Source organism: Acinetobacter sp. 251-1, from assembly GCF_030329305.1.
Lineage (GTDB): Bacteria > Pseudomonadota > Gammaproteobacteria > Pseudomonadales > Moraxellaceae > Acinetobacter > Acinetobacter piscicola_A.
Genome location: NZ_JACANS010000021.1, coordinates 44488 through 57900 on the forward strand (window position 1 = coordinate 44488; position 13413 = coordinate 57900).

General features: G+C 37.0%; 13 protein-coding genes. 5 read left to right on the plus strand and 8 right to left on the minus strand.

From position 1 onward, the window contains the following. The first annotated feature begins 160 nt into the window (after window positions 1-160). Window positions 161-1519 carry an anthranilate synthase component I family protein gene (locus HX129_RS15390; protein ID WP_286435121.1) on the plus strand — a complete coding sequence of 453 codons (1359 nt, stop codon included), beginning with the start codon at window positions 161-163 and terminating at the stop codon, window positions 1517-1519. Window positions 1520-1584: 65 nt separating this feature from the next. Here HX129_RS15390 and hisC read toward each other — a convergent pair whose 3' ends face one another. The 7 genes from hisC to HX129_RS15425 form a co-directional block, all read right to left on the minus strand. After that, window positions 1585-2682 (minus strand): histidinol-phosphate transaminase, encoded by a 1098-nt coding sequence (gene hisC, locus HX129_RS15395; protein WP_130075053.1) that lies wholly within the window; start codon window positions 2680-2682, stop codon window positions 1585-1587. A 94-nt stretch (window positions 2683-2776) separates the two neighbouring features. After that, window positions 2777-4066, minus strand: a complete 1290-nt coding sequence (hisD, locus tag HX129_RS15400; protein WP_286435120.1) for a histidinol dehydrogenase — start codon at window positions 4064-4066, stop codon at window positions 2777-2779. A gap of 320 nt (window positions 4067-4386) precedes the next feature. Then, a complete protein-coding gene (gene hisG / locus HX129_RS15405; protein ID WP_130075051.1) occupies window positions 4387-5088 on the minus strand; it encodes an ATP phosphoribosyltransferase in 702 nt (233 codons plus the stop codon). 4 nt (window positions 5089-5092) lie between these two features. Beyond that, complete coding sequence (gene murA, locus HX129_RS15410; RefSeq protein WP_130075050.1) at window positions 5093-6352, minus strand: UDP-N-acetylglucosamine 1-carboxyvinyltransferase; 1260 nt, start codon at window positions 6350-6352, stop codon at window positions 5093-5095. 6 nt (window positions 6353-6358) lie between these two features. Further along, a complete protein-coding gene (ibaG, locus tag HX129_RS15415) occupies window positions 6359-6610 on the minus strand; it encodes a BolA family iron metabolism protein IbaG (protein ID WP_111859958.1) in 252 nt (83 codons plus the stop codon). 143 nt (window positions 6611-6753) lie between these two features. Further along, a complete protein-coding gene (gene hpf, locus HX129_RS15420; RefSeq protein ID WP_130075049.1) occupies window positions 6754-7092 on the minus strand; it encodes a ribosome hibernation-promoting factor, HPF/YfiA family in 339 nt (112 codons plus the stop codon). 191 nt (window positions 7093-7283) lie between these two features. Beyond that, window positions 7284-8732, minus strand: a complete 1449-nt coding sequence (locus HX129_RS15425; protein ID WP_130075048.1) for an RNA polymerase factor sigma-54 — start codon at window positions 8730-8732, stop codon at window positions 7284-7286. Window positions 8733-9158: 426 nt separating this feature from the next. Here HX129_RS15425 and HX129_RS15430 point away from each other — a divergent pair, with 426 nt between their 5' ends. The 4 genes from HX129_RS15430 (at window position 9159) to HX129_RS15445 (ending at window position 12427) form a co-directional block, all read left to right on the plus strand. Continuing rightward, complete coding sequence (locus tag HX129_RS15430) at window positions 9159-10058, plus strand: amino acid ABC transporter substrate-binding protein (protein ID WP_286435119.1); 900 nt, start codon at window positions 9159-9161, stop codon at window positions 10056-10058. Window positions 10059-10149: 91 nt separating this feature from the next. Beyond that, window positions 10150-10992, plus strand: a complete 843-nt coding sequence (locus HX129_RS15435; RefSeq protein WP_286435118.1) for an amino acid ABC transporter permease — start codon at window positions 10150-10152, stop codon at window positions 10990-10992. 2 nt (window positions 10993-10994) lie between these two features. Further along, entirely contained in the window at window positions 10995-11672 is a 678-nt protein-coding gene (locus tag HX129_RS15440; protein WP_130075045.1) for an amino acid ABC transporter permease, read from the plus strand. Window positions 11673-11683: 11 nt separating this feature from the next. After that, on the plus strand, window positions 11684-12427 hold the full coding sequence (locus HX129_RS15445) for an amino acid ABC transporter ATP-binding protein (RefSeq protein WP_174492124.1): 744 nt from the start codon (window positions 11684-11686) through the stop codon (window positions 12425-12427). Window positions 12428-12767: 340 nt separating this feature from the next. Here the strand turns inward: HX129_RS15445 and HX129_RS15450 are convergent, their stop codons facing one another. After that, entirely contained in the window at window positions 12768-13163 is a 396-nt protein-coding gene (locus tag HX129_RS15450) for a hypothetical protein (protein ID WP_286436329.1), read from the minus strand. Window positions 13164-13413: the final 250 nt, after the last annotated feature.

Genomic DNA, 13413 nt, shown 5'->3' on the forward strand with positions numbered 1-13413 from the left:
TCCTTGAGTAGTCCGATTTGCCCTATTAAATTAACCTTATGTTATTTTTTGTTCAATAGTTGTCTGCTAAAAAGTTAAAGTTCCCGATAAGCGGTATTTTTGTGACCGAGTGTACAAAAAATATCGTATAATCTCATTAACCGTTTTATTAGTTGACAAGATGCTAACTCAATCTATTTTCTGCAAAAATTTAGATATCACAGATTTAACACCCGCTGTTATTTTACAAAAACTGAATGATCTATTGGGTTGTGTTTATTTAGAAAATAATCATCAACCTATCATTGCCGTTTTACCTGTTCAGTATGTTATAAAACAAGCGGGACAATATAGCATTTATGAACGAACCACTCATTTTGAGTACCTTCTCACAGGTAGTATTTTAAATATTAAAAACTTTATCAATTTTAAAAATATAAATACAAACTCATCTGATAACAAACAATTTAATGGCGGATATATTGGATTTATTGATTATAATTTATCCGCCCAACTTCATATTAATAATCAATTAAAATCACAGCCAAATTTATTTTTAGGTCAATATGAAAGTTATTTAAAATACATTCAGGGAAAATGGATTTTTTATAGTCCCGAAGAAAATGCAGCACATATTTTTGACATTATTCAAGCTAAATTAAACTCTCAGCAAAAACATATTCATGCATTTAAATTAATGCAGAGCTGCCAAGCAAGATGGTCAAAACAACAATATAATCAAAATTTTAATAAGATACATGATTATATTAAAGCAGGTGATTGTTATCAAATTAATCTTACACAAGAGTTTAAAGCTAAAGCTCAAGGTCGTTTAATTGATACAGCTGATCATTTTTGGACATTAACTCATGCACCTTATTCTGGTTATTTAAAAATCAATGAGTTTGAATTATTAAGTTGTTCCCCTGAATTATTTATTGATTTTGAATCCCATCGAAAAATCATAACCAAACCCATTAAAGGTACGATGCCACGCTATGATGATCCAATATTAGACGAACAATCAAAAAACACCTTAATACATTCACAAAAAGATCAGGCTGAAAATGTCATGATTGTCGATTTATTGCGTAATGATCTGAGTGTTTATGCTGAAACAGGTACAGTAAAAACCCCTAAACTGTTTAATATTGAATCTTTTAATCAAGTGCACCATATGGTCAGTGAAGTCACTGCAACCTTAAAAAATGATGTTAATCCCTTTGATATGTTGCTATCTGCGCTTCCAGGAGGGTCCATTACAGGTGCCCCTAAAATTCGTGCCATGCAAATCATTGAAGAACTCGAAGGTGCACCACGTGGGGCATATTGTGGTTCAATGGGTTATTTTAATTTTGATGGCACAGGCTCTTGGAACATCTTGATTCGTACAGTTCAAAAATATCAAGAAGATGTATCTTTATGGGCAGGCGGTGGCATCACAATCGCATCCGATTGTGATGCTGAATATCAGGAATGTTTTGACAAAGTTTCTGCGATGCTCGATCTACTGAATACATGGTATACACCTGAATCTTAAAATAAAAAAGCGAATCCTGGGATTCGCTTTTTTATTGTAATAAAAGTTTTAGGAAGCCTTAAACTTCAAGCTAAAATATCTTTTTTTAACGTATCGACTAAGCGTTGATTTTGTTCATCCGTACCAATGGTGATACGTAAAAATTGGTTGATGCGTGGTTTATTGAAATAACGCACAATAATACCTTGTTCACGCAATTTGCCTGCTAATTCGCCCGCATCTTTCGTTGGCAAAGATGCAAAAATAAAGTTCGCACTTGAAGGGAGAACCTTAAAGCCAATTTCAACCAATTGAGCCGTCAATTTCTCACGACTATCGATGACTTTTTGATTTTGTTGTTCAAAATAAGCTTGATCCTCAAATGATGCCACAGCCGCAGCGATAGCAAAGCGATCAATCGGATAGGAGTTAAAACTATTTTTAACTGCTTCAAGTGCTGCAATCAAATGCGGTTGTGCAATGGCAAAACCAACTCGCAATCCTGCCAATGAACGTGATTTAGACGTTGTTTGGCATACCACTAAGTTTTCGTACTTTTCAACTAAACTTACCGCAGATTCTGCACCAAAATCTACATAAGCTTCATCAATCAAAACCACTGAATCAGGATTTGCTTGTAGAACTTCTTCAATTGCAGATAATCCTAATGCAATACTGGTTGGTGCATTGGGATTAGTAATGATAATGCCACCATTCGGTTGCTTATAATCATCTACAACAATTTCAAAATCATCATTTAAAGGCAAAATTTTAGTATTCGTTGCAATACCAAAAAACTGACTATAAACAGGATAAAAACTATAGGTAATATCTGGATATAAAATCGGTTTATCTTGCACAAAAAATGCTTTAAAAATATGTGCTAAGACTTCATCCGAGCCATTTCCAACAAAGACATTTGAAATATCGACATGTTGTTGATTTGCGATAGCTTGTTTTAGTGCTGTTGCATCAGGATCTGGATATAAACGTAAGGCATCCGCTGAATTTTCCAATACCGCTTGCACTGCAGCAACTACTTTTGGTGATGGCGGGTATGGATTTTCATTGGTATTCAATTTTAAAATATTTTGAATTTTTGGTTGTTCACCAGGCGTATACGGCTCTAGCTCACGTACGTCAGGACTCCAAAAACGCATTTGTTCAGAGGTAATATTTGGCATTTTATTTTCTCTATGTTCCCTCTCCTCTTGCGTAGCTTCGCTACTCATCCTAAAGGGACAGGAACACTCAATACTTCATTATTTAGGTAATAACTTATTTATAACGATAACGTGCAGATCTCGCGTGTGCATCCAAGTTTTCTTGCTGCGCAAGAATATCTGCAGTTTTGGCTAAAGTTTTCACACCTTGCTCAGAACACATGATCAAGCTTGAACGCTTTTGGAAATCATATACTCCCAATGGTGAAGAAAAACGTGCTGTACCAGATGTTGGTAATACATGGTTTGGCCCTGCACAGTAATCACCAATCGCTTCAGGCGTATAACGCCCCATAAAGATCGCACCTGCATGGCGAATGCTTTCTGACATTAGTTCAGCTTCATCTAGACAGAGCATCAAATGTTCAGGTGCAACTTGGTTAATCAGCTCCGCACCTTCAGCTCGGTCTTTCACGAGAACCAATGCACCACGGTTTTCAATCGATGTGCGTGCAATATCGGCCTTTGGTAATGCTTCTAAATGCTTTTCAATCCATTGCCCAACTTCAGTTAAAAGTTGTTCATCAGGTGTAATGAATACTGCTTGCGCAACTGTGTCATGCTCAGCTTGCGACAATAAATCCATGGCCAACCATTCAGCGTTATTTTTACCTTCCGCATAGACTAAAATCTCAGAAGGCCCTGCAATCATGTCAATACCAACTTGACCAAACACGGCACGTTTTGCCGCAGCCACAAAGCGGTTTCCTGGCCCTGTGATTTTATCCACTTGAGGAATAGTTTCAGTACCGTAAGCGAGTGCAGCAACTGCTTGTGCTCCACCTATAGTAAATACACGATGCACACCTGCAAGATATGCTGCAGCCAATACTAATGGATTTAAATCTCCATTTGGTGCTGGAACCACCATGATAATTTCTTGCACACCTGCTACATGTGCAGGTACAGCATTCATAAGCACTGAAGATGGATAAGAAGCCAAACCGCCAGGGACATAAATACCCACACGATCTAAAGGTGTAACTTTTTGACCGAGTGTATTACCCAAAGCATCGACATAAGTCCAACCATCTTGCTTTTGGGCTTGGTGGAATTCACGTACACGATTAGCAGCCATTTCCAAAGCTTCACGTACTTCAGTACTTAAACCTTCAAATGCAGCCTTAAGTTGCTCTTGTGACAGTTCTAAATCTGAAAATTGATGCGCTGGATGTCGATCGAACTGTTGAGTGAGTTTCAGTACATGTGCATCACCATGTTGGCGTACATCTGCAATAATTTGGTCTACTGTTTTTAAAAGCTCAGGATCACTCACTGTTTCAAAAGCCAACAAATCAGCAAAGACTTGTTTGAAGTTCTGCTCTTGAGTCGATAAACGGCGCATCTATTTACCCACAAGGTTAATTAGTAAAGATTTAGTTTACCTTGTTTTAGGTGATTTGTGGGTAAGGATTCATCATGAAAATAAGGAATGTGACAGGAAAATGCTTTTCATTAAATAGGAAATATCTATTTCTATTAAAATTATGCATGCGTATCAGGATGATCTCTTTCATCTTCTGAATACATTCACCACTTCAAAGCATCATACCTTCCAACAATAACAGATGAGTTCAATGAAAATGACCACTTTATTTCATCTTCATAAGTGTTTAAAACAATAAAAAACCGCCCTTTTGGACGGTCATTTACACTTAAATCTATTTAAGCTTTTTTCGCATTTTCACGTTCTTCAACAGCTTTTTCAAGTTGTGCAAGAATTGGATTTAACAACGTCTGTTTACGTTTAAAGCTAGCTTTATTGACAATCAAGCGTGAAGATACTTTGCAAATCTCTTCCAAAGGCTCTAAACCATTGGCACGTAAAGTATTTCCTGTATCCACCACATCGACGATGTAATCACCTAAACCGACCAGTGGGGCTAATTCCATTGAGCCGTAAAGTTTAATCACATCCACTTGCTCACCTAAGCTTGCATAGTATTGACGAGTTAAGTTGACATATTTAGTGGCAATTTTTAAACGACCTTTCGGACGAACCATGCCAACTTTACCCGCTGTCATTAACTTACAGTTGGCAATTTTTAAATCTAATGGTTCATACACATTTTGCGCGCCATGCTCCATCAATACATCTTTACCTGCAACACCAATATCCGCTGCACCATTTTCGACATAAGTCGGTACATCAGAAGCACGTAAAATCAAGATACGCACTTGTTTATGGGTCGTTGGAAAAATTAACTTACGAGATTTATCAGGATCTTCCAATAAGTTAATTCCAGCTGTTTCAAGTAAAGGCAATGTCTCTTTTAAAATACGACCTTTACTCAATGCTAAAGTTAAACCATGATCAAAATTACCCATGACGTCAAAGTTTGGATCATCGTTTCTCATATCGCTCATTAACTTACTCGCTCACTCGCTTAATTTGGACACCCAGAGCTTGCAATTTTGCTTCAATATTCTCATAGCCACGATCGATGTGATAAATACGATCAATTGTGGTTTCACCTTCAGCAACTAAAGCTGCTAAAACTAAAGAAAATGAAGCACGCAAGTCTGTTGCCATCACAGGTGCTGCAGATAATTTTTCCACACCCGTGACTACAGCATCATTACCTTCGACCTGAATATTTGCACCCATACGTGCCAACTCAGGCACATGCATAAAACGATTTTCAAAAATCGTTTCTGAAATTGTTGCAAAACCACGACCAATCGCATTGACTGCCATGATCTGTGCTTGCATATCTGTTGGAAAATCTGGATGCGGCAAAGTCCGAAAGCTCACCGCTTTTGGACGTTTACCCATCATATCCAATTCGATCCAATCATCACCACGGGTCACTTCTGCGCCCATTTCTTCAAACTTGTCTAATACAGCTTCAAGTAGGTTTGGATCTGTATGTGTGGTTTTTACCTTACCGCCTGTAATTGCAGCAGCAGCTAAATATGAACCTGTTTCAATACGATCAGCAACCACTGAATACTCACAACCATGTAGGCTTTCAACGCCCGTCACGACTAAAGTATCTGTGTCTAAACCTTCAATTTTCGCACCCATTTTAATAAGCATTTGTGCAAGGTCTGTGATTTCAGGTTCACGTGCCGCATTACGAATCGTCGTTACACCATCTGCAAGCACTGCAGCAGTGAGGATATTTTCCGTCCCCCCCACAGTCACCATATCAAAGATAACTTCACCACCTTTTAAACGACCGTCAACACTCGCGATGACATAGCCATTTTCAACCTCAATGTGTGCACCTAAAGCTTCTAATGCTTTTAAATGCTGGTCGACAGGGCGTGAACCGATCGCGCATCCGCCTGGCAATGAAACTTTCGCACTACCATAACGTGCCAATAATGGACCGAGCACCAAAATTGATGCACGCATCGTTTTAACCAATTCATAAGGTGCAAACTGATTATCTAAAGTAGACGTGTCTGCAATAACCGTTTCGCCTTCATAGCTCATGGTAATACCTAAACCACTGATTAACTTAACCAATGTTCTCACATCTTTTAGATTTGGAACATTTTTGAGCGTAATAGGGGTATCAGCAAGAATCATTGCCGCCAACAAAGGTAAAGCTGCATTTTTCGCACCAGAAATACGCACTTCACCTTCAATCTTTGCACCACCTTGAATGACAAATTTATCCATTGACGCTTAAGCTCCAAACATACTGGCTTTGCGCCATTCTTCTTTAGTCATTGCACGAATAGTTACAGCATGTACTTCACCACTCGCAATATAAGAATTGAGCGGTTGATAAACAGTTTGTTGACGAGCAACTGGGCGTTTACCTTCAAATTGCTCATCGACAATACGTAGATCAAACTTACCTGCTTGTCCACTGACAGCGACTTCAGCATCAGGAAAAGCTGCTTTAAGGATTTCAGTGAGCTGTTCACTATTCATGGCATCGACCTCATTATAGGACTGTCAGTGTAAAAACCGAGTATTTTACTATAAACTCATCAAAATAATTCATTATCTTGTACAAAAATTATTGATAAAAAAAAGAGGTCTTTTTCAACCTCTTTTGCAAGTGAATATATTGATCATTCTGCAATCAAAATAGGTGAATAATCGAGCTGCATTTTACGATGTCGCTGCAATTGTTTTTTTAATTTTTCAGTTAATTTTTTAATAGAAGTATACATATCATCTGCTGTTGCTTGCGCAAATAACTCTACGCCAGGTAAACGCACAATTGCCTCAGCGATATGATTGGCACTGCCTTTTTTAGAGATTTTGTCTAATTGGTGATCTTTACTCAGTTTGACTTGCATACTATTCACTTGATCAAGATGCTTCACCATCTGAGCAAATTTCCCACGAATATCATCCTCAATCGCGGGTGTAATACTTAAATGATGTCCACGAATTGTAATTTGCATAATTATAACCCTCTCCTTACCAAAGGATGTGACACGTCATAGCCGAAATGATCGAATGACAGAATTCACTTAGGAAAATTCTGCGTTTATTACATCATGCAATCATTTAGGCTACTCCAAAACTAAAAAAGAGATTCATTATTTTCGTCAAATCGTCATAATGAATCTCTAGAATAGTCACATTTTTAAATTTAGATCAAGACTTTTCGATCAGAAGATGATGGAATATTTAAAGATTCACGATACTTTGCAACTGTCCTACGTGCTACATCGATCCCATCCTCTTTCAACATATTTGCAATTGTATTATCAGACAAAGGCTTACGTGGATTTTCTTCGGCAACTAATTTTTTAATTTTTGCTCGAATCGCAGTAGAAGATGCCTCGCCACCCGAAGTCGTCCCTACATGACTTGAAAAGAAATATTTCAACTCAAATAAACCCCGAGGCGTAAGCAGGTACTTATTGGTCGTGACACGAGATACCGTAGACTCATGCAACTCTACTTCCTCTGCCACATCACGCAGTACCAAAGGTTTCATCCCTTCTGCACCAATTTCCAAAAACTCACGTTGATGTTGCACGATACAACTTGCAACTTTTAATAAAGTCTTATGACGTTCATCTACACTTTTAATAAAGTTTTTCGCTTCCAACATTTGATTGCGTAAATATTGATTATCATCACTTTGATCAGCACGCTTAATCATACCTGAATAGAATGAATTAATTCGCAACTTAGGCAAAATGTCAGGATTCAACTGCACATGCCAATGCCCATTTTTTTTTGATACAACAACATCAGGAATTTGATAATCTGAATCTTTTTCGGCAAACTCTGCCCCTGGATAAGCTTTTAAAGTTTTTAACAACTCAACGGCAGATTTTAATTGCTCGGTATTTAAACCTGTTTGTTTAAGTAATTTTGGTAATTCATTATTGACCAAAAGTTCATAATATTTTAATAAGATAGCGGCTTCATTTTTATACAATGTCCCATGCGGTAAAGCTTCAACTTGCAAAGACAAACATTCAGCCAAATGACGTGATCCCACCCCTACTGGCTCTAGACGTTGAATATGCTTCAATACAACTAAAACCTCATCTTCTTCAACTTCAATATCATAATCCATTTGCGTCAATATATGCGCAACCGACTGTATAATCTCAGAAATTGTAGCATCCAAAAAGCCTTTTTCATCCAATGCATCGACAATACAATAGGCGATTAATTTATCCACAGGTGAAAAGTGTAGTAAATTAATTTGCACCAACATATGCTCTTTCAGTGATGTATGGCCTTCACGATTATCTTCTCGTTCTTCAAATTCTGGACGCTCCATCGCAGTGGATTGATGGGTATAAACATCATCCCATTCTGTATCGACAGGTAATTCATCAGGTAGATGGTCTGCATTTAATTCATTGGTTAAATCTTTTGAATCTTGTTCTTGTAATTGTTCTAAACTTTCAGTGGATGATTCTTCCTCTACTTTTTCAAGTAAAGGGTTGCTATCGAGCTGAATTTGAATTTCCTGCTCAAGTTCCAAACTCGACAGTTGTAACAATCGAATTGCTTGTTGCAGTTGTGGTGTTAATGACAACGTATTTGCAACTTTTAACCCGACTGATAACTTCATTTAGCGACACCCTCAAAATCACATTCTATACTAAGCAAAAATCATGCCTTTTTATTGTTATAGCATAAGAATTCAACAGCGCCTAGCAAAAATCATTCCTTTCACCAAAAGCTTTACCTATAAAATGAATCATTTATTCAAAATAAATGGAAAATTCATCCTATTTTGCAAATCAAAGATCCAAAACATATGATTTCTCAATTTTAAAAACATTCAACACCACTTAGACTGATCTTCTTTCGACTAAAGAAGCACACAATTTATATGTTTTATCGCTTTACTTCTGAGAAATGAACGTATAAAAATGAATGCATAAAGAAATATCAAGGATCTATATTTCTAAATAAAATGATTGGCATGTTAAATGCTTTATTTTTAATGCAGCATCTATGCATGACATAAATAAATATGATTGGAGAGATCAGAATGAAAAAAATTTCAAAGCAAGTATTTACAACAACATTAGGTATTTTGATCGCAGGCGGTGCATTTTCTCAAGTACAAGCAGCAGATACTTTGGCTAAAATCAAAACTTCAGGCAAAGTTGTGATTGGATATCGTGAATCCTCCGATCCAATCTCCTATGTTGTAGGTGGCAAACCATTGGGCTATGCCGTTGATATCTGTAATAACTTCGTAAATCAACTGAAAAAAGATCTCAAATTACCCAATTTAAAAGTTGAATATAAAGCTGTTACATCTTCAACGCGTATTCCAGAAATGCTTGCAGGCAACATTGACATGGAGTGTGGTACAACCACCAACTCTATTCAGCGCCAACAGCAGGTCAGTTTTTCAACCAACTATTACGCAACCGAAGTACGTATGGTTGTCAAAGCCAACTCCCCAATCAAAACTATTGCTGATTTAAATGGCAAAGCAGTTGTGACTACTCAAGGGACAACCTCTGATAAATACATCAAAATGGGGGAAAAAGGTCAAAAAGTGAATGTCAACAATGTCTATGGCAAAGACCATTCTGACTCATTCGCTATGGTGACTTCTGGTCGAGCTGCTGCTTTTGTCATGGATGATAATATTTTGGCAGGATTAATTGCAAAATCATCAAATCCTAAAGATTTCAAAATTGTAGGACCTATATTATCTTCTGAGCCTTATGGCATCATGATTCCAAAAGGTGATGCTGCATACAAAGCGATTGCAGATCGTGTGGTGACAGGCATGTGGAAAAATGGGCAAATGGCAGCATTGTATAAAAAATGGTTCTTGTCACCAATTCCACCGAAAAATGTCAATATGAATATGCCAATGAGTTCTTCGTATAAAAACCTGATGGCAAAACCAAATGATACGGGTATTAATTAATACTTTATAAAAAATAAACCTTATAGATCAATATACATTTTTGTATGTTGATCTATATCTATTTCAAAATTATAAAATCAAAGGAGCACACATGTCAGTTGGCTCACTTAATTGGACGGCTTATTGCCTTCCCTCAAATGAATATAGTTTAGATAAATCTGCTTGGGCTGAATCCGTCTGTAAAGTCATTGGAGGTGAAAGTTATTCACCTGTCGCAGATGCACCAACTTGGTTACAACTGCTCGGTTCAGGTGTTTGGACAATGGTTTGGACAGCCGTTGCTGCTTTTTTTATCGCTTTTATTCTGGGTTCATTAATCGGTATTCTTCGCACACTTCCCAATAAACCATTGGCATTTATGGGGACTTGTTATGTCGAATTGTTCCGAAATATTCCACTTATAGTTCAACTATTTTTTTGGGCTTTTGTCTTCCCTGAACTATTACCGCTCAGTCTAAGTACAGGCAGCGGAGAAATGGTACATGGCGGATGGTGGCAAAACCTACTGAATGATAATCCCGCAGTGGTCGGGGTATTCGCATTAGGTCTCTATACTGCTGCACGTATTGCAGAGCAAGTACGTTCAGGCATTAATACGGTTTCACGTGGTCAAAAAAATGCTGCTTTTGCCATTGGTTTAAATCAAAGTCAAAGTTACCGTTATGTCATTTTACCTATCGCATATCGCATCGTTTGGCCAACATTAACCTCTGAAGCAATGAATATTTTCAAAAATTCTGCCGTACTTTATGCGCTCAGTATTTTAAATTTCTTTGCTTATACCAAAACCATGCGTGAAGAAACCTCTCAAGATATTGTCATTTTAATTCTTTCGACTCCAGTTTATCTCGTAATCACCTATACCATTAAACTCATTATGGCTTGGATTGAAAAACGAATGGCTGTTCCTGGCCTAGGTTCGGGAGGTAAATAGTCATGGATTTCAGTGTATTACAAAATCAAGATGTGATTCAAACACTCATTGCTGGGTTTAAATTTACTTTAACAGTGACTATTCTTTCCATCATTGGTGGGATTCTGATCGGCACACCATTAGCAATGATGCGCTTATCAAATAATAAAGTTGCGAGTAATTTTGCAAAAGTGTACGTAGATTTCTTTCGTGGTGTACCACTAATTCAAGTCATCTTCATTTTCTACTTTTTATTACCTAAATTTTTTGAATTTCAATCAGATACCTACTGGGGGCCATTATTTTCGAGTGTCGTAACATTTGCAATTTTTGAAGCAGCTTTCTTTTCTGAGATTGTCCGCTCAGGGATTCAATCGGTATCTAAAGGACAAGTGAATGCAGGCTATGCACTTGGTTTCACTTACGGACAAACCATGTCCAATGTAATCTTACCGCAAGCATTCCGCAACATGCTTCCCATTTTACTCACTCAATCTATCGTTCTTTTCCAAGATGTATCGTTAGTTTATGTGATCAGTGCACCTGACTTTTTAGGAAATGCCAATACTTTAGCCAACACATATGGCTCAGAAACAAAAGCAATGTTCTATTTATTGGTTGCAGTCATTTATTTCTGTATTTCTTTTACGCTATCACGCTTAGTGAAACGCTTACATCAAAAAATAGCAATCATCAGATAAGGAGAATCCATATGCCAATGATAGAAATACAACAAATCTCAAAATGGTACGGTGACTTTCAAGTCCTTACAGATTGCAGCACATCAATTGAAAAAGGAGAAGTTGTCGTTGTATGCGGTCCATCAGGTTCAGGAAAATCAACATTAATCAAAACTGTAAATGCTTTAGAACCGTTCCAACAAGGCAATATCATCGTTGATGGCACTGCACTCAAAGACCCAAAAACTGATTTAGCTAAATTCCGTTCTCGTGTTGGTATGGTGTTTCAACATTTTGAATTATTCCCACATATGACAGTTTTGGATAATTTAACCATTGGACAAATTAAGGTTTTAAATCGTTCTAAAGCAGACGCTGAAAAGAAAGCATTACAATATTTAGATCGTGTTGGTTTAGCTGCCCATAAAAATAAATTCCCCGGTCAGCTTTCAGGGGGTCAACAACAACGTGTTGCCATTGCACGTGGACTTTGTATGGATCCCGTCTGCATGTTATTTGATGAACCAACTTCTGCACTTGACCCTGAAATGGTGGGTGAAGTTTTAGAAGTGATGAGCCAACTTGCGAAAGAAGGCATGACCATGATGTGCGTCACTCACGAAATGGGCTTTGCCCGTAAAGTTTCAAATCGTGTCATCTTTATGGATCAAGGTAAAATTTTAGAAGATTGTGCAACCAATGACTTTTTCCACAAACCTGAAGAACGTCACGAACGCACCAAATTTTTCTTAGAGAAAATATCGGCAGTCCATTAATTACTTTTAATTTGTAAAATAATAACCTCGATTTATTCGGGGTTTTTCCTTATATTGATTTGATCACACTGCAAAATACCACTTCACCATCAATGTGGACTATCATTTTTCAGATGATTTATTTAAAGCTTATCTTTTTTAAGATTAACAATGTTCCTACCTATTTATTAATTCAAATTTTTTTAAAGGCTTGTTCACTTTCATTTGATAATGAATGACTTATTTTACTCTCCTAATCCATAATCTTCTTCAAGTTGTAATTTCTTTTCAAGAAACCAAGCATCTTCAGGAATTTTTTGTGTTGCATCAATCACAATTGCTCTATACGCATCACGTGCATTTAAAAACCGTTGATGAAAATGAGGCGTATCTTCTGCAAATCTTCTGCAAAGGGATTAAAACCTGTACTAATCACTGATCCCAGTCCATAAGTAAGCATTTCCAAAACTAAGATTCTTTCAGCCAATGCACCAGGAATATTCGGCATAAGCTCATAACAACGGCTAGATGCATATTCTGCCGCCATTAAAGAACCATTTGGTCTTAAATCCATATTATTGGAAGGAGGTAATGATCTAAGTGTTTCTGTATATTCATACCAAAATCCACCATCAGTCATGTTAACTGATTTTGCTTCAGCAAGAAAATCATGCTGTTCATCCCTATTTAGGATTCTATTTTTTACTGTTTCTAAAAACATTTGTACAGTCATTATTTCATTTTTTTGTTCATTCATATATTCACCTTGATATATTTTAGTATTCTCAAATTCTTGTTGATTATTTTTTACACAACAAATACTAGACAACAAAAAATAATAAATCATTAATATAGTTCTAAGCATATACTACATATTTTTGATTAATTTGCCTTAAACCTCACAACAATAAAAAACACCCCCAACCTTTCGGTTGAGGGTGTTTTGAATTTAAAAGCTGGCGATGACTTACTCTCACATGGGTAATCCCACACTACCATCAGCGCTA